An 18,878-nucleotide genomic window follows, 5' to 3' on the forward strand; every position below is an offset into this window, starting at 1 on the left:
CTAATACTATCACATCCTTATGGGTGTGAATATTCTGTACAGAACGTTTCATTACAAATAAACTGCATTTGAATAAAACGTTGCGTGCTTATGACTCTAATAAATTTTTCAAAAAAATCAAGCGTTTCTTCTATATAAAAAACACTCATGAAAATCTACTCATTCTAAACAAGCAATTTATACGCCAAATCTATTGATTTGGCGCCAATTCCTTCAGCAAACTGTCTAATAAGTCATTTATAAATTGAATGCGTTTGTCATATTCTTCGAGCATGACCATCACTTTTAGACGCTGTCCACCTTCCATTCGGAAGAAAGTCGGATGCTTTTGCATCATTTGAATGATCGATATGGCTTGAACTGGTGTATCTGGTGAGAACTCAATACTGCCGCCATGTGAACTGATATCAATTTTTGTGATACCCAATTGTTCCGCTTTTAAACGCAACTGATGGACAGAGAATAATTGCTTGACTGCTTGCGGCGGCAAGCCAAAACGATCGATCAACTCCATACGAATGTTATCGAGTTTCTCTTGAGTATCCGTATTACTAATGCGTTTATAGAACAATAACCGTTGATGTACATCACCTAAATAATCATCTGGAATTAAGGCTGGCATGTGCATGCTAATTTCAGCCGTTAATGACAATGGAGAGTCAAAGTTAGGCGTTTTACCTTTTTGAATGGCTTTGGTGGCTTTTTCAAGCATTTCCATATACAGGCTATAACCGATGGTTTGCATTGAGCCACTTTGCTGTTCACCCAGCAACTCACCTGCGCCACGAATTTCTAAGTCTTCTGTAGCCAACATGAAGCCCGCACCCAAAGTCGATGCACGAGAAATGGCATCTAGGCGTTTTTCAGCATCACCCTTTAAGCCTTTGAGCGAAGGTACAAGTAAATAGGCGTATGCTTGATGGTGCGATCGACCGACACGACCACGTAATTGGTGCAACTGCGCAAGTCCCAGTTTATCTGCACGCTCAATCAAAATGGTATTGGCGTTTGGCACGTCAATCCCAGTTTCAATAATGGTTGAACACACCAGTACGTTATATTCTTTGTGATAGAACTGTTGCATGATTTGCTCTAGTTCACGCTCACGCATTTGACCATGTGCTACCGCAACTCGGGCTTCAGGAACCAATTCACGTAGAGTTTCTGCCGTACGTTCAATGGTCTCCACTTCATTATGCAAGAAATACACTTGCCCACCACGTAACAGTTCACGCAAGATGGCTTCTTTGATCGAATCTCCAGTATGTTCTTGCACAAAGGTTTTCACAGCAAGACGACGTGCAGGCGGCGTTGCAATAATAGATAGATCACGCATACCACTAAAAGCCATATTCAGCGTACGTGGGATAGGCGTTGCAGTTAGCGTCAGCATATCTACATCGGCACGTAAGGCTTTAATTCTCTCTTTATCACGTACACCAAAACGATGCTCTTCATCCACGATCATGAGGCCGAGATTTTTAAATTGCACACTTTCCTGCAAGATTTTATGTGTGCCAATCACGATATCCACTTTGCCTTCTGCGAGGTCTTCAATGGTTTTGGTATGTGATTTTGATGAACCAAAGCGTGAAAGGACTTCAATACGTACAGGCCAATCCGCGAAGCGATCTTTGAAAGACTCGTAGTGCTGCTGCGCCAACAACGTGGTTGGAACAAGTACAGCCACTTGTTTGTTATTTTGTACTGCCACAAATGCAGCACGCATAGCTACTTCTGTTTTACCAAAACCGACATCACCACAAACCAAGCGATCCATCGGCTTCGTTTGTTGCATGTCATAGAGTGTTGCTTCAATAGCATTGGCTTGATCTAAAGTTTCTTCATAGGCGAAGCCACTGGCAAACTGCATATAGAGACTTTGATCCAGTTCAAATCCATAACCCGGCTTCGAGTGACGACGGGCTTGAATATGTAAAAGTTCGGCCGCCACATCATGGATTTGCTCTAGTGCTTTGCGTTTCGCTTTAGACCATGCATCTGTGCCCAATTTATGTAATGGTGCTAGATCTGGGTCACCACCACTGTATCGGCTAATTAAATGTAGGTTTGTTACAGGGACATACACCTTAGCTGCATCGGCATAGTCTAACTGCAAAAATTCATGGTCTTGCTCATCGATACTCAAGGTAATTAAACCTGCATATCGCCCCACACCATAATCAATATGAACCACAGGTGCGCCAATACTTAGCTCGGTTAAACTACGAACAAGGAACTCTTCTGATACTTCCTGTTGGCGTTTACGACGACGTTGAACCACACGGTGTTCATAAAGCTGATTTTCAGAAATTACACTGAGCTTGTCAGTTAACAATAAACCACGATCTAAGGGCGCATTGGTGATCGCAATCGCATGCATAGAATGCATAAAATCATTAAAACTTTCGACCGTCGGGATATCACCCAAACTTGGACGCAATGCATCTTTTAAAGTTTCACGTCGACCAGCGCTTTCAGCCACTAAAAGTACCGGATAATTTGCCGCATCGATATACTGCTTAACCGCAGAAAATGGTTTTTCACGTTTTGGATCGATAGGTAATCGGGGTGGAATCTCAGCTGCAAGATTGATCACGCCATTGCGTTCATCAAAAGCCTCAGGCGAAGCCACAATACGACGGCAGAGATTTAATTGTTCTAAAACCTGATTTGGTTGTAGGAAAATCTGCTCTGGCGGCAAAATCGGTTGGTCGACATTATGACGGCGGTCTTCATAACGACGCACAATATCCGACCAAAACTGAATCAATATGTCATCAATAGCTTTATCTGTAATGACAATGCCACTCTCTGGTAAGTACGAAAATAGCGTACTTTGCTCTTTCATGGCTTGTTCAGAGAAGAACAACGGAAAATAAAACTCAATACCCGGTGAAGCTATACCATCTTGTACATCCTGATAAATTGGATTTTTCTTTGGATTTGCCGTCGGAAAATTTTCCGCATATCGATCACGAAACAGTGACCGCGCTTCTTTTAATGGAAATTCTTTTGCAGGTAAAACCGTAAAATGATCTAAGTTTTGGGTGGTTCGCTGAGTTTCAGGATCAAAGAATTTGAGGGTATCGATTTCATCATCAAATAAGTCAACACGAATCGGTGAACTTTGCCCCGAAGCGTAAATATCCATGATGCTGCCGCGTACTGCAAATTCACCATGATCATAAACGGTATCCACCAAGTGATAGCCCGCTTGTACTAATCTTAATTTTTGTTGTTCTATATCAAATTTTTGACCTACTTTAATATCAAAGTGTTCACCTAATACCCAAGATGCAGGCGCAACTCGCTGCGCTAAAGTTGTTGCTGAAACCAACAACACACCTTGCTGTGGCATATTGGACAAAATCGCCAAGCGCTCAGAAACGATGTCTTGATGTGGCGACAGCCGGTCATAAGGTAAAATTTCCCAATCTGGGAAAATAGTCGGCTTAATTCCGTAAAATTCCAGCTCACTTTCTAACTGCCCGAGATGCTGATTATTACGTGCTACAATCACAAACAACTGTTTCGATTGTTTGCTAATTTCTTTAAATAATAATGCAGCAGATGAGCCTTGTAAGTTTCCGACCCACCGCTTTTCGCCAGCTTTGAGCTGTTTAAGATTGAGTTGTGAAATTTCTTGCTGGAACATGATGTAAATAGCTTTTAATGTTTTAATCACTTAGTGATCATATTAACACGATGCTTTTTACATTCCGAGATTTAAGCAACTATATACAGTGTTTTAACCAATATGGATTTGCGATTGTATTTTCTATTGAAGAGTACCATTAACGCACCCATCAAACTCAAACACTGCAGTCCATTCACTTACTTACGATCACGGATGAATTGACGATAATAATCATTCAATAGTTTGACATAGAGTTTAAACTGCAACAGATTTTCTTCAGTATTGCCTAATCTTGCAACAAAACGTTTATTTGCAATTTCCAAGTCTATTTTTTCATTGATAATCATTGCAGTCGCATAGAGCTGTTTTAAATCATCGAAATTTGTCATTTTTCTATTCGACAAATATTCCATACGTTCAGACAAAGTATTTAAAACTACGCCTTCAATGATATAGCCCTGAGTTTCATCATATTGAATGTGGTGTTGTTCTAAGTAAAGTTGCTCAGGCGACTCTTTAGCGCCTTTGAATAAATCGACTAACTTATTAAACATCTGACTATCTACAACATGATAAAAAACCTATTGTACTTCGATTACGTCCTTTTTTGGGCAAGTTAAAGCTTTTCTGACTTTATCTATGCACTAAATTTTTCATCCAAACCTTCATGACTATATATAGAACAATAATTACAATCCTAAGCAAATATAGCGTTTTATTCTCAACCTAATACTTTCTTTTAGAAATTAGGTTTCTAATGGATACTTAATACATGACTGTCATTAGTTTAGTTCTCTATATTTACCACTAATTTCTTCAAATAAAAAACGAAGGATTAACCTTCGTCATTTACTCATCATTTACTATTTAAAAGTCTTAAATAAGCATTTAACTCACTTGAGCGAGTGGCATACTAAATGGTGTCACTTCAGAAACTAAATTTTCAATCGAGAAAATTTCATCCAATTGACTTTCAGTTAACAGCTCTTGCTCTAATACCACTTGGCGAATGGTTTTATTTTCAGCAATACATTGCTTACCGATTTCATCACATTTTGCATGACCTAAATATGGATCAAGTAAGGTCACGATTCCTACACTACGCATCACTGCATCAAAACATGCTTGCTCATTTGCCTGAATCCCTTGAATACATTTGCTGTCTAATGTTTTTACTGCATTCACCAAAAGCTCAATCGATTCATTCATGGACAATGCAATCACAGGCTCCATGACATTTAATTGTAATTGCCCTGCTTCTGCAGCCAAAGTAATGGTTAAATCATTACCCATCACTCGAAATGCAATTTGGTTGACCACTTCTGGGATCACGGGATTGACCTTTGCAGGCATGATCGACGAACCTGCTTGTAACTCAGGTAAACGAATTTCCGCTAAACCTGTTCGTGGCCCCGAACTTAAAAGACGTAAGTCATTACAGATTTTAGAAAGTTTGACAGCTAAACGTTTTAAGCAACTTGATAATAAAATAAATACGCCACAATCGCTGGTTGCTTCGACATAGTCTTCTGCACCTTGCAATTTTAGACCGGTCAAATGAGCTAGATTTTCAACGGCCTTCGCTGCATAACCCGCAGGAGAATTCACGCCAGTGCCAATTGCCGTCGCACCTAAATTAATTTCCAATAGAAGCTGTCGATTTTGCTCAATCAACTTCAAATCTTCTTTTAATAATGTTGCAAATGCACGGAATTCTTGCCCCAAAGTCATCGGAACAGCATCTTGTAACTGTGTACGCCCCATTTTGATGACATGTTTAAACTCATCGGCTTTAACATGTAAGCTTCCAATTAGCTGATTTAAAACCACAAATAAAGCATCAAAAGCGCTAAATGTTGCTAGACGCAGCGCTGTTGGATAGACATCATTGGTGGATTGTGACTTATTAACATGATCGTTTGGATGAATCCGTTGATAACTGCCTTTAGCATCTCCGAGCGACTCAAGGGCAATATTGGCAATGACTTCATTGGCATTCATGTTAATAGAAGTGCCTGCTCCACCTTGATAAATATCAATTGGAAATGCAGGCTGCCAATGTTCTGGATGATCAATCAATGCATCGCAGGCCTGCTGAATCGCTTGGCGAATATCATCTTGTATTAAGTTAAATTGATAATTGGTTTCTGCTGACGCTTTTTTTACCTGAGCAATAGCGCGTACAAAGTTTAAATTTTGTCCGACATGCTGCTTTGATATTTGAAAGTTTTCGATGGCACGCAATGTATGTATACCGTAATAACATGACTGCGGGACTGCTTTATCCCCCAATAAATCATGCTCTATTCTCGTTTTTTCCATTTGAACCGTTGTCACTGCGCATTCCCTCTAATTACGCACCAAGACTGTGCATACCTCATATTCGACCTGTTCAAATCATCTCACTACAGATGATGTGATGCACATTTGCAACCAAATATTTCAAATGCACATTTCTTGTTCACCATGTAACATTGTGTAATTTTTACCTAATTTCATTAGTTCTCTTTTTGTGATGAAAAGTCTTAAGTAGATTTATATTTCAAAATTTAAATTCCCTTCTGTACAACATTTCAGCAGCACAATAAAAAAATTCGATTTGTAATAAGAAAAAATATCATTTACGCAAAACATACATAAAATATGCTTAAAGGTTACAGAGTGTAATTTTTAAATCATGCTTGAATCTGCGACTTACGACAGAAGTACAAATTTTCATCTAGGACAGAGATGATTTGCTTTCATTAAGGATGAACCGTCTATGAGCCATTTAAACCCGACATTAGTCACCTTTATTTTTTATATTCTTGCAATGCTTGCCATTGGTTTGTATGCCTACAAAGCTACGCATAACTTTGACGAATACATTTTAGGTGGACGAAGTTTAGGAAGTGTTGTGACTGCACTTTCAGCAGGTGCATCCGACATGAGTGGTTGGCTACTCATGGGTCTCCCTGGTGCAATTTATCTATCTGGTCTTTCCGAAGCTTGGATTGCAATCGGCTTAATTATCGGTGCTTGGTTGAACTGGTTGATCGTTGCTGGTCGCTTGCGTGTTCATACCGAATATCAAAATAATGCCCTGACCCTGCCCGATTATTTCACGAGCCGTTTTGCAGACCGTAAAAAGATTTTACGTATCATTTCAGCTGTAGTGATTTTAGTGTTCTTTGCGATTTACTGTGCTTCTGGCATGGTGGCTGGCGCACGACTTTTCGAAAGTTTATTCGGTTGGAACTACACAACAGCACTGTGGATTGGTGCAATTGCAACCATCAGCTATGTCTGTATTGGTGGATTCTTAGCGATCAGTTGGACCGATACTTTCCAAGCGGGTCTGATGATCTTTGCACTGCTGATCACACCGATCATCGCCTACCTTGCTTTAGGTGATAACAGTCAAAATCTTGCTGCTATTTTGGAAACAGCTCGCCCACAAGCTTCTAATTTATTTGAAGGTTTAAGTACAGTTGCGATTTTATCCAGCATGGCGTGGGGCTTAGGCTATTTTGGTCAACCGCATATCTTGGTTCGCTTTATGGCAGCCGATTCTGTTAAAACCATTCCAAATGCACGTCGCATTGGAATGACATGGATGATCCTATGTCTAGGCGGTGCTGTAGCAGCCGGTTATATCGGTATTGCTTACTTCCAAGTTCACTCAGAACTGGCAAGCGTCGTTAATGCCAACCCTGAAACGGTATTTATGGAATTGACTAAAATTCTATTCAATCCGTGGATTGCAGGGATTATTTTAGCCGCAATTTTAGCTGCGGTGATGAGCACACTTAGCTGTCAGTTATTGGTATGTTCAACAACCTTGACGGAAGATTTGTACAAAGGTTTTATTCGTAAAAATGCATCGCAAAAAGAATTGGTTTGGATTGGACGTGCGATGGTCTTGGCAATTGCTGTATTTGCAATCACCTTTGCAATGAACCCTGCAAGTAAAGTTTTAGGCTTAGTGGCTTATGCATGGGCAGGTTTCGGTGCTGCATTTGGCCCGCTGATTATTCTTTCATTGCTGTGGAAACGTATGACGCTTAACGGAGCAATCATTGGCATGATCGTAGGTGCTGTGACTGTCATCGTGTGGAAAAACTACTTAGGCCACCTTGGTTTATACGAAATCATTCCAGGCTTTATTTTCTCTGCAATCAGTATCGTTGTCGTGAGCTTATTGGGTAAAGCACCAGAGGCGGATGTGGTTGAACGCTTTGAAAAAGCCGAAGCGCAATATCAAAAAGAAATGTCTGAAATCTAAAATTTTTGACACTAAAAAGGGGCTAAATGCCCCTTTTTTATACTCAATTATTGATGATTAGCTACTTCGGCCGAGCCGCAGGTTTCAGCTTAATTTGCATACTTTCTTTGATTACTTCCATCACAGGATAACTACGCGTTTCCTTGATACCAGGTAGCTGCCAAAGCACCTGCCCTGAAATTTTTCTAAATTCTTCCATGTTTGCACAGCGTATTTTCACCACAAAATCAAAACCACCGCTGATCATGTGACATTCTACGATTTCTGGAATTTGACGTACTGCATCCGAAAAATCTTCCAATACATTGGGCGTGGTTTTATCTAGTAAAATCTCTACAAAAACCACAAATCCATTGTTGAGTAAGACCGGATTTAAACGTGCTTCATAGCCTAAAATAAAGCCTTCTTTAGATAATTTTTGCACACGTGCCAACGCCGCAGTCGGTGATAAATTTACCATTTCTGCAAGCTTAATATTGGACAATTTTCCGTCTTCTTGCAGCAGCTCTAAAATTCGAATATCTATACGGTCTAAGCTCAAATATGGGCTAGTCATCTGAATTTTTCTCTAAATATTATTAAAACTATAGTGAGTTATTCGCTAAATATTCTGTGATGATAAATTAAATAAAGGATCAAGCTCAAGATTTATTTGCTCGTCATAGAACTTTGACACGGAAAATTGAAACATGAATGGAAAAGTATTTGAAGTCACGGGAAGCGATGACTACATCATTGAATTTAAAGACAAGAATAGCTTTGAACAATCGATTAATACAGCATGGCGTCGTGCTGAAACTGAGTGCATTGAAAACTTATTAGCACACAGTGAAATCCCTTCCCCGATCAGCGATCAAATTCAACAATTGGCTTTTGACTTAGCCCATTCATTACGTGAACGTAAAAGCGGTACAGGTAAAGCAGGCATTGTACAAGGCTTGCTACAAGAGTTTTCATTGTCTTCTCAGGAAGGCATCGCGCTCATGTGTTTAGCTGAAGCGCTACTCCGTATTCCAGACAAAGCAACACGTGATTTACTGATCAAAGATAAAATCAACCAAGGTAACTGGAAAGATCATGTTGGCCAAAGTAGCCTCATGTTCGTAAATGCTGCTGCTTGGGGATTAATGCTGACGGGCAAACTGATGGAAACCCCTCAACAAAAAAGTCTGTCTAGCCTACTCACCGGTATTTTAGCACGCAGTGGACGTGGCATTATCCGTAAAGCTGTAGACGTGGCTATGCGTATGATGGGTGAACAGTTTGTTACAGGTGAAACCATCAATGAAGCGCTTAAACATGCAGAAGTATTAGAAGACAAAGGCTTCCGCTATTCATATGACATGTTAGGTGAAGCAGCATTAACTGAACCTGATGCAGAACGTTATTATCAAGACTATACCGATGCGATCCACGCGATTGGTCAAGCCTCTGAAGGTAAAGATGTTTATAACGGTGCAGGTATTTCGATCAAATTATCTGCCCTACACCCACGCTACCAACGCTCGCAGATCGATCGTGTACATAACGAGCTTTATGGCAAAGTGCTTGAACTTGCAGTATTAGCCAAGCATTACAATATTGGTCTAAACATTGATGCTGAAGAAACTGACCGCCTTGAAATTTCATTGGAACTACTTGAGCGCCTGTGTTTTGAGCCTAAATTAGCGGATTGGAAAGGTATTGGATTTGTGATTCAAGCCTACCAAAAACGCTGTTTCTATGTGGTCGACCATATTATTGACCTCGCTAAGCGTAGCCAAAAACGTTTAATGATTCGCTTGGTGAAAGGTGCATACTGGGACAGCGAAATTAAGAAAGCGCAAATTGAGGGTATGAGTGACTATCCTGTATTTACGCGCAAAGTTCATACCGACCTATCTTATATTGCATGTGCTAAAAAACTCTTGGCTGCACCTGAGCAAATTTATCCTCAGTTTGCAACACACAATGCGCAAACTGTTGCTACGATCTACCAATTAGCACAGCCAGAGCTTTACTATCCAGGCCAGTATGAATTTCAGTGCCTTCACGGCATGGGTGAACCCCTCTATGAACAAGTGGTGGGTTCGAAATCTGACAACAAACTGGGTGTGCCATGTCGTATTTATGCACCGGTGGGTAACCATGAAACCTTATTGGCCTATTTAGTTCGACGTTTACTGGAAAATGGTGCGAATACCTCTTTCGTCAACCGTATTGCAGATAAAAATTTAAAAATTGAAGATTTAATTGAAAATCCAAGACAGACGATATTAGCGGCTGCTGAAAAAGAAGGTGTGACTGGCGCTAAGCATCCATCCATCCCATTTCCGCAAGATTTGTATGGCTCAGAACGTCGCAACTCAAAAGGACTCGATTTAGCCAATGATCGCGACTTATCTCAGCTCAATACCACGGCAGTACAGCATGCACATACCCAGTGGCATGCTAGTGCAATGGGCGCTAATTTAGAAGAAATTCATACTGCAAGTATCAACATTACAAACCCTGCAAACCATAGTGATGTGGTCGGTAGTGTCAGCGAAGCCAGTTTAGAACAAGCGGAAATCGCTCTCAATAATGCGGTAAATGCCCAAGCTTCATGGAAAACTTTAGACAAAGATCAGCGTGCAGCATGCTTAAACCGTGCGGCGGATTTGATGGAAGCACAATTGCAATCTCTGATGGTGTTGTTGTCACGTGAAAGTGGTAAAACTTATGCCAATGCTATTGCTGAAGTCCGTGAAGCTGTAGATTTCCTACGTTATTATGCAGCTCAAATAATTGATCTAGCAGAGAATACGCAAATTGAACCCCTAGGTACTGTGCTGTGCATTAGCCCATGGAACTTCCCGCTTGCTATTTTCACAGGTCAAATTGCTGCAGCCTTGGTTGCAGGTAATACCGTGATTGCCAAGCCTGCTGAACAAACGCCTCTGATTGCTGCTCAAGCTGTACATATTTTATGGGAAGCAGGTGTTCCCTTCGATGTATTGCAACTTCTCCCTGGCCGTGGCGAAACCATTGGGGCCAAACTCAGCGCGGACTCACGTGTCCAAGGCATCATGTTTACAGGCTCAACCGAAGTCGCACGTATCTTGCAAAAAACCGTGGCACAGCGCTTAAACCAATTTGGCGAAAGTGTAGTTTTGATTGCTGAAACTGGTGGTCAAAATGCCATGATTGTTGACTCATCAGCATTGACAGAACAAGTGGTATTGGATGTCGTTAACTCTGCCTATGACAGTGCAGGTCAACGCTGTTCTGCCCTGCGTATTCTCTGTGTGCAAGAAGATAATGTGGACGTAGTCCGTACCATGTTACAAGGTGCGATGAAGCAACTTCGTGTCGGAAATCCTGCACTTTTAGCAACTGACATTGGCCCAGTGATCGACCTTGAAGCACAACAAAATATTGAAAAACATATTGAGAAGATGCGTAGCAAAGGCTATCCCGTACATCAAATCATGTTTAATGCTGATAGCAATGCGTTAAGTACGGGAACTTTTGTTGCACCAACTTTAATTGAACTTCCACATTTAAATGATTTAGAACACGAAGTTTTTGGGCCAGTATTGCATTTAATCACCTACAAATATGGTGAGATTGAAAACCTATTAACGCAAATCAATGCCAAAGGTTATGGTTTAACCATGGGCTTGCATACACGTATTGATGACACGATTCAAAAAGTTATCGGTCATGCAGAAGTTGGCAACCTATACATTAACCGTAATATTGTAGGCGCTGTGGTTGGTGTACAACCTTTTGGCGGCGAGGGCTTATCAGGTACTGGTCCAAAAGCGGGCGGTCCTTTATATCTTTACCGTTTAATGCATCAAGTTTCTGAGAAAAAACTGGCTACACCTTATGCGGCTCAGGCAGAAACGCAAGCTACACACTTCCCTGCATATGAAGCTTTTAACACTTGGGCGAAGCAGCATTTTTCAGGCATTGCGATTCAAGCACCGCAGGCCATAGCCGCTGGACAAAGTTTTGAGCTACAAGGCCCAACCGGTGAAAACAACCAATATGCCATTTTGGCACGTAAGGGTGTGCTTTCATTGGCTAACAATGATGCAGATCAACTACATCAAATTGCTGCGATTTTATCGGTAGGTAGTCAGCCTGTGGTACTTGCAGACAATACTTTTGTGTTGAAACACTTAAATAGTATGCCGAAAATTCTCGTGGACCAATTTAAAGTGATCACGGATATTTATCATGGGAATTTTGATGCAGTTTTACATCATGGTGAAAAAGGTGAGTTATTAAAAATTCAACAAGTCATCGCGTCTCGTGAAGGTGCAATTATTGGCATTACGCATTTAGCTTCAGGCCAATATGACATCCCTGTAGAACGTTTCGTGATTGAGCGTGCAATCAGTGTCAATACAGCGGCAGCCGGTGGTAATGCTAGCTTAATGACAATGAATTAAACACTGAATTGAACTCCAACTAATCAGTTCCTCACTTAGCTCAATCTTTATGAATGTTCCATAAAGATTGAGCGTTTTTTTAACTTCCCCTCGATAAAAGTTCTGTTTAGCGTATTCAGATTCATCTTCTCTACAGATAAATACAGCCAAAAGTGGAATTAATTTAGTCTTATAAGGTGAATTTTGCTAACATGACTTTTTTTAATATGTTTGCGATTTTTTACTGCATATGACTTCAACTTATCAGCAACAACTTGATGCCAAAGTTGCCCGCATTACGGCTCAATTTTCAGAATACAACCCTCCCTCTTTAGAAGTTTTTCCTTCTGCTGAACAAAACTTTCGTATGCGAGCGGAATTCCGAATTTGGCATACTGAAAATGATATGTTCTATGCAATGTTTGAACGCAATGCAGACAATGAAAAACAAGTTGTAGAAATTAAAGATTTCCCGATTGCAGATAAAAGCATTAATGACTTAATGCCAATATTATTAAATGAACTCAAGGCACAAGAGATCTTATCGAGCCGTTTATTTGAGGTTCATTTCTTGGCAACGCTGAAAGGCGAAATGCTGGTTTCATTGGTTTACCGCTGCCCGCTCAATGCTGAATGGGAAATAGCTGCCAAAGCCCTATCTGAAAAGCTCAATATCAAGATTTATGGTCGTAGTCGTGGTCAGCGCGTGATTTTAACTGATGACTATGTGGTTGAAGAACTCCAAGTTTTTGACCGTAAATATCAGTACAAACAAATTGAAAGTAGTTTCACTCAGCCAAATGCCGGCGTATGTCAAAAAATGCTGGAATGGGCATGTCAGGCTGCCGATCACTCTGATAAAGACTTACTTGAGCTTTACTGTGGTAATGGTAATTTCACACTGCCTCTTTCAACACGCTTTAATCGCGTTTTGGCAACAGAATTAGCCAAGTCTTCAGTCTATGCCGCGCAGTGGAATATTGAGCAAAATGGTATTGATAATATCCAAGTGGCTCGTCTTTCAGCTGAAGAGTTTACCCAAGCCTACAATGCTGAACGTACATTCCGCCGCCTTGAAGAAGCTGAGATTGAAATTTCAAGCTATAACTTCGATACGGTATTTGTCGATCCACCGCGTGCAGGTATCGATGATGAAACCCTAAAACTGTTGCAACGTTTTGAACGCATTATCTATATTTCATGCAACCCAGATACTTTACATGACAATCTTAAACTGCTTTCACAAACGCATAAAATCAGTAAATTTGCCTTGTTTGATCAATTCCCTTATACACACCATGTAGAGTCTGGTGTGTTTCTTGAGAAGATTTAAACAAATTATTTCAAGTCATGTTGTTGTTATAAAAGGAGCTTTCTAAAAGCTCCTTTTTTATATGCTAAAAAAGCTTTATTTTCTCGCCACATGCAGTGCAATGGATGCCTTTTTATATCAATTAGGCAAAGATTCTAAAAGTCCAATCGAAAAAATGATCATTCAACTGGCTAAAATATCACTTTAGTAGTCTTGCTTTATTTATTGGATTGGTTATATTTCGTCCTATGTTAGGTCGCAAATGAAGGCTCTATGAGTTTTTGGCATAAGTTGTTCGCTAAAGAACAGCAAAACGGGCATAAGAATCAAATTGCCTGTGTTGAAAATGATTGCTCTTGTAAAACCAATGAACAGCTTATTGCTGCTCTTACAAAGGCAACGGATGAAGATGTTATCCTCGGTATCAAAAAAGTACTCGCTTCGCGCGGTTATAGCCGTAAGGAATTAAATGAAATCCAACATCTACCTCTACAGTAGAGTCTGAACATTCAATGTTCAAACAAGGCATTCTGTTTTACAGAGTGCCTTTTTCATTTTTAGTCTAATCAAAAATATGCCGCTTATTTACAGATCAGGTTTTGTGGATTGGCCACATCGCTATTTACAGCTTTTATGCTATGCTCCAAGGCAACTCAGTGATGTCTAATTTTTAAACACACGACAATAAAACCTAATATTGCACTAAATTAGAGGCAGATGACCTCTAAACAGCATTGATATAAAAACTAAAGGAATGCACATGAATAAATTAACAAATTGCCTTGTTACCTGCTGTATACTTAGTCTAAGTGCTTGTAGCCAAATCCCCAAAGAATGCGAAGAATCCTGGGATAAACTCGAAGCCTTGTCGAAACAAATGGGCTTAAACGAAGAACAAATCAAAGAACAGAAAAAACAGTTTGAAGAAAGTATTAAAAAACAATCTAAAGAACAAGCCATTCAAATGTGCCAAACCCAAAGTACCTTTTTAGGTTTAGTCGGCAAATAAACAGTAGTTTCTATCAATCTAAACACTGTACAGATGAAACCCGATTATTCGGGCTTTTATTGTTTGCATTGAGATGCTGTTGTATACGCTACAATTGGCCCTAAAGGTTTCAAACTTGAATCATGTCTATTCAATGCTTGAATATCTGCACTAGACACAGATCCATCTAAATACAAGGCATTGTTAATCGATAATTGCTGCTTAAAATATTGTGCAAATGCATAAAACGACACGCCTTCACGACTGATCACAAAATACAACTTGCCGTTCTTGATCCCCACGCCATTGCGGATTTTCAATGAATCTGACTGTGGGATAAAGTTTGGATTGATTTTTCCATCTACCACCAGCATTGGACCTGACTGCGTTGCATAACGTGCCTTAAAATCTGTGGAAGCATATTTTTGTGTAGTTAATATCACCGCTTGCTTGTCATTCCATGCCAGAACACCATTCGGCTGAATTAAAAAATTACCGAAGCCTCGTGTTGCACGATTCAAGGCTTTTTTCTGCAGCCCATTTTCAACGTAAAGACCAACAGGCGCTAAGTCTGCATGATACATCCCTGCATTCATTGCGAAGTTCATCGTATTACACTTACGCGCTAATGACTGCTTTAAACGCTGTAGGTCTCGATATGGCTGCTGCTCTGCATCATATAAATAGAGCTCTAGTTTACTCAAATCCGAAATTTCAACCACATCCACTGCAATGGGCTGACTGACACGTTTCGCTTGAATATTGGCATAGGAAATAGTCGGTGAGAAAATCAGACCGAGCAGCATCATAAAGCGCATTTTTTTAAACATTGAGGTTGATTGAAGACCAAGCATGACCCTATCCATAGTGCACGTTAAAAATCGAACAAATTTTAGCTAAATCATCGCTAAAATAGTCGATTAATTCACAGATTAAAAGTAGACTAATCTTTAAAAATAATTCGGATTTAAAGTAGGACTGGTAAATTCATGCACGTGCAGAAAGATGGTTTTCCTCTTGGAACACATCTGATTGTTAAACACTTCGGTTATAGCCATCATGGCATATATGCCGGCCGCGGTAGAGTCATTCACTACTCTGGTTTTGCACACCTTTTCAAAAAACATCCGATTGAAATGACTTCTATCGAAAAATTCAGCCACGGCAAAAAAATTATCGTTCAGTCATATAGCAATCCAAAATTTAAAGGTCGTAAAGTGGTGCGTCGCATGCGCTCACGTATGCATGAAAACAACTATCATCTGATTATTAATAACTGTGAACACTTATGCACCTGGGCCATTACCGGTGTTGAAAGTAGTCCTCAGGTGTTCCGTATGATGAACCGACTCACCACGATTGGTTATGTCAGTTCTCTGATGAGCTTTATGAGCAGTATGATGCTAACCGTCACCACTACTTGCTTTGCACTGGTGTTCTATATTAAAAAGAAACTGCGCGAAAAAGCCAAAATGCAGATGCCGGTTTATACCTATTTAAAGCGTGAAGAACATAAAAATCGTTAATCCACTACAGCATCGTTGAACTGTGGCTTTATCAAATTTCAATACATCAGACATTACTTAGAGATCCTGTGCCAATACACAAGATTTTGCTTACCGCGTATCAGATGTAATGCTTAATTTGGTCACTCTTCACATTGCTAAAAGGTGGAAATTTATCTTCAACCAAATTGCTTTGCAGGCCATGTTCTAAATAAATTTTGGCTGCATCCAAAACCGTTGTAAAACCACCTGTACTATCAATAATAAAATCAATCAATGCCTGACCTTGCAGAGGAATCTGTGCGTTTTTGATACGAACATGGGTTTCCATCGGGCTAATTTGCTCAAAAATAAAATCGACCTGAGTTTTTGGTTCTCCCCACTGTATTTGAATTAATTGGTTTTCCTTAATATTCAGCACGTCTACCTCGGCGACTGCATTATATTTTTGCCAAGTCCATTGCACGATTTTACCTTCTTCTAGATAGCCACTCGATGCACTAAACCAAAAATGCTGTGTAATTAATGGATCAACAAAAGCATTAAATACGATATTGATGGACTTACGAATTAACATCTGGGTTTCAATCACGACACTCATCAGCATTCCTACAGTATTTTAATTTTATTCAGTGATAGCACAGAGAACTGATCATTGCCTACCACTGAATTGTTATTGCTTTATTCTCCTGTATGTTCTGAAAAAAATGCTGATGTCACTAGCGTTGGATTTTTCTCTGTAAATTGCCCATTCCAATAGGGATAGTATGGATAAGGTGGATACACTGCACTGACTGCGTCTAATCGGGCTAACTGCTCTACGCTTAACGACCAATCTTTCGCCGCAAGGTTATCCAACAGTTGCTGTTCATTACGTGCGCCTATCAAAATACTAGACACAGTCGGTCTGGTTTTCAGCCAATTCAATGCAATCTGCGGGATAGAGTGCCCTGTTTCCATGGCAATTTCTTGCATTACATCTAACACTGCAAATAACTTTTCATGTCGAACTGGCGGTGCGAATTGTGCTGTTTCATGCAGCCGACTTTGCTTTGGAATCGCATGCTCACGATCAAATTTTCCTGTTAATCTCCCCCAGCCCAGCGGACTCCAAACCACTGCACCAATCTGTTGATCATGCTGCGCAGGCATCAACTCCCATTCATAGTCACGTCCAATCAAAGAATAATAGACTTGATGCACACTTAGCTTTTCATAGCCATGCTGTTGGGCAATCGACTGAGCTTTCATGAGCTGCCAGCCTGAAAAATTCGATGCACCGATATAGCGAACTTTTCCACTACGTACCAAGTCTTCTAAACTGCGCATCAGCTGCTCAAGTGGCGTCGTGCTATCAAACTGATGCAGCTGCAGCACATCAATATAATCTGTGCCTAACCGTTTTAAACTCGCCTCCACGGCTTGAATTAAATAGCTTCTAGAATATCCACCTTGATTGATTCCATCATTCAATCGGATACCCACTTTGCTGGAAATAATCACCTCTTGGCGTTTTGATTGAAGTAATGCACCGAGCATCTGCTCAGAGGCACCATTTGAATAAGCATCTGCGGTATCGAAATAATTCACGCCTTGATCAATACACAGATCAATCATGCGCTGAGCATCATTTAAGCTCGCTTGCCCCCATGCAGAGAAAATAGGGCCTTGCCCGCCAAATGTACCTGCACCAAAGCCGAACTCTGAAACTTGTAAGCCAGATTGCCCTAGGTTGAGATAGTTCATGGTGAATTCCTGTGTTTTATTTATACACAGAATAGGCACAGATATTTATCAGAAAAACCCTGAATATCGAGAAAGACTTTCTTGATTATATTGATAATGCTAACTGAAGATTTCGACTTATTCACACGAATGGCGGCACTGGGTTCAATCAGTCAAGCTGCCAAAGAAGCCAATCTCTCTGTTTCTGTCGCTAGTAGCCGTCTACACAGACTTGAACATAGTTTAGGGCTGCGCTTATTTCATCGCACTACACGGCAGCTACATTTAACACAGGAAGGTGCTGTTTTATTGCAGCAAGGTTTTCCCTTATTCGAACAATTTAATTCTCTCCTGAGCCAATTTCAGCCTGAACCACAACAACTCAGTGGCACATTAAAAATCACCTGTTCAGAAGTTTTTGGAAATCGTATTATGGGGCCAGTATTTGCAGCCTTTGCCAAGTTGCATCCAACATTGACTTTGGATATTGAACAGACCGATCAAAATTTAGATTTGGTCTCCGCAGGTTTAGATGTTGCGATACGTATTGGACAGCTAGAAGACTCATCACTGATTGCTAAACCGCTCAGCTTAAACCGTCGTATTTTGTGTGCCTCGCCTAGCTATATCGAACAACATGGCGAACCTCACTCCCTAGAAGAGCTCTCTATACACCAATGCATTTTACAGAAATACCCTAAGGGTGTTTCGCAGCTTTGGACATTCGTCCAAGATCAACACAACATAAATATACCTGTTTCAGGACAAGTTCATATCAACTCAGGTGAAGGCGTACGCCAAGCAGCACTTGCAGGTTTAGGCATCTCAAACCACTCCATCTGGCATGTGGAGGAAGATTTACAATCTGGCCAGCTCATCCAAGTTCTACCCAATATCCCTGTTCAAAGTACTGCAATCTATGTGGTAATTCCGCATCGACATTTAGTTCCGCCTAAAGTACAGGCTTTTATGCGACACTTGGACGATTTTTTTCAGCATCAGTATGCTTGGTACGTATCGCCGAATTTATCTAAAAATTAGGCC

The 18,878-nt window shown here is 40.4% G+C and carries 14 protein-coding genes; 7 read left to right on the forward strand and 7 right to left on the reverse strand.

Features of this window, described 5'->3' with window-relative positions:
* Positions 1 to 190: 190 nt before the first annotated feature.
* The 3 genes from mfd to aspA all read right to left on the reverse strand — a co-directional run bounded on the left by mfd (position 191) and on the right by aspA (position 5,977).
* The gene (gene mfd, locus MST16_RS08730; RefSeq protein WP_180010157.1) at positions 191 to 3,658 is read right to left on the reverse strand and encodes a transcription-repair coupling factor; all 3,468 of its coding nucleotides are present in this window, start codon (positions 3,656 to 3,658) and stop codon (positions 191 to 193) included.
* Positions 3,659 to 3,837: 179 nt separating this feature from the next.
* Positions 3,838 to 4,194: a hypothetical protein gene (locus MST16_RS08735; protein WP_180010120.1), complete on the reverse strand. Its 357-nt coding sequence runs from the start codon at positions 4,192 to 4,194 to the stop codon at positions 3,838 to 3,840.
* Between the two features lie 334 nt (positions 4,195 to 4,528).
* On the reverse strand, positions 4,529 to 5,977 hold the full coding sequence (gene aspA, locus MST16_RS08740) for an aspartate ammonia-lyase (RefSeq protein WP_180010121.1): 1,449 nt from the start codon (positions 5,975 to 5,977) through the stop codon (positions 4,529 to 4,531).
* Positions 5,978 to 6,401: 424 nt separating this feature from the next.
* On the opposite strand from aspA, the gene putP reads away from it, so the two are divergent.
* Entirely contained in the window at positions 6,402 to 7,904 is a 1,503-nt protein-coding gene (gene putP, locus MST16_RS08745; protein WP_180091940.1) for a sodium/proline symporter PutP, read from the forward strand.
* A 61-nt stretch (positions 7,905 to 7,965) separates the two neighbouring features.
* On the opposite strand, the gene MST16_RS08750 is transcribed toward putP, so the two are convergent.
* A complete protein-coding gene (locus MST16_RS08750; RefSeq protein WP_078188676.1) occupies positions 7,966 to 8,460 on the reverse strand; it encodes an Lrp/AsnC ligand binding domain-containing protein in 495 nt (164 codons plus the stop codon).
* 133 nt (positions 8,461 to 8,593) lie between these two features.
* Here MST16_RS08750 and putA point away from each other — a divergent pair, with 133 nt between their 5' ends.
* From putA to MST16_RS08770, 4 genes are all read left to right on the forward strand, one after another.
* Positions 8,594 to 12,325, forward strand: a complete 3,732-nt coding sequence (putA, locus tag MST16_RS08755; RefSeq protein ID WP_180010123.1) for a trifunctional transcriptional regulator/proline dehydrogenase/L-glutamate gamma-semialdehyde dehydrogenase — start codon at positions 8,594 to 8,596, stop codon at positions 12,323 to 12,325.
* A 229-nt stretch (positions 12,326 to 12,554) separates the two neighbouring features.
* A complete protein-coding gene (trmA, locus tag MST16_RS08760; protein WP_180010124.1) occupies positions 12,555 to 13,637 on the forward strand; it encodes a tRNA (uridine(54)-C5)-methyltransferase TrmA in 1,083 nt (360 codons plus the stop codon).
* Between the two features lie 252 nt (positions 13,638 to 13,889).
* Positions 13,890 to 14,114 carry a hypothetical protein gene (locus MST16_RS08765; protein ID WP_078188679.1) on the forward strand — a complete coding sequence of 75 codons (225 nt, stop codon included), beginning with the start codon at positions 13,890 to 13,892 and terminating at the stop codon, positions 14,112 to 14,114.
* Positions 14,115 to 14,376: 262 nt separating this feature from the next.
* Positions 14,377 to 14,625 carry a hypothetical protein gene (locus tag MST16_RS08770; protein ID WP_180010125.1) on the forward strand — a complete coding sequence of 83 codons (249 nt, stop codon included), beginning with the start codon at positions 14,377 to 14,379 and terminating at the stop codon, positions 14,623 to 14,625.
* A 56-nt stretch (positions 14,626 to 14,681) separates the two neighbouring features.
* Here MST16_RS08770 and MST16_RS08775 read toward each other — a convergent pair whose 3' ends face one another.
* A complete protein-coding gene (locus tag MST16_RS08775) occupies positions 14,682 to 15,458 on the reverse strand; it encodes a phosphodiester glycosidase family protein (protein WP_257223090.1) in 777 nt (258 codons plus the stop codon).
* A gap of 135 nt (positions 15,459 to 15,593) precedes the next feature.
* Between MST16_RS08775 and MST16_RS08780 the strand changes: the two genes are divergently transcribed.
* Positions 15,594 to 16,130, forward strand: coding sequence for a lecithin retinol acyltransferase family protein (locus tag MST16_RS08780; RefSeq protein WP_078193494.1), 537 nt, complete (start codon positions 15,594 to 15,596; stop codon positions 16,128 to 16,130).
* A gap of 100 nt (positions 16,131 to 16,230) precedes the next feature.
* Here MST16_RS08780 and MST16_RS08785 read toward each other — a convergent pair whose 3' ends face one another.
* Together MST16_RS08785 and MST16_RS08790 are read right to left on the reverse strand one after the other, a co-directional pair.
* On the reverse strand, positions 16,231 to 16,710 hold the full coding sequence (locus MST16_RS08785) for an SRPBCC domain-containing protein (protein WP_373683920.1): 480 nt from the start codon (positions 16,708 to 16,710) through the stop codon (positions 16,231 to 16,233).
* Positions 16,711 to 16,790: 80 nt separating this feature from the next.
* Positions 16,791 to 17,855, reverse strand: coding sequence for an aldo/keto reductase (locus tag MST16_RS08790; protein ID WP_180010127.1), 1,065 nt, complete (start codon positions 17,853 to 17,855; stop codon positions 16,791 to 16,793).
* A gap of 96 nt (positions 17,856 to 17,951) precedes the next feature.
* Between MST16_RS08790 and MST16_RS08795 the strand changes: the two genes are divergently transcribed.
* Positions 17,952 to 18,875, forward strand: a complete 924-nt coding sequence (locus MST16_RS08795; RefSeq protein ID WP_180010128.1) for a LysR family transcriptional regulator — start codon at positions 17,952 to 17,954, stop codon at positions 18,873 to 18,875.
* Positions 18,876 to 18,878: the final 3 nt, after the last annotated feature.

The sequence above is a fragment of the Acinetobacter sp. YH16040_T genome, from assembly GCF_024605785.1.
Classification (GTDB): domain Bacteria; phylum Pseudomonadota; class Gammaproteobacteria; order Pseudomonadales; family Moraxellaceae; genus Acinetobacter; species Acinetobacter amyesii.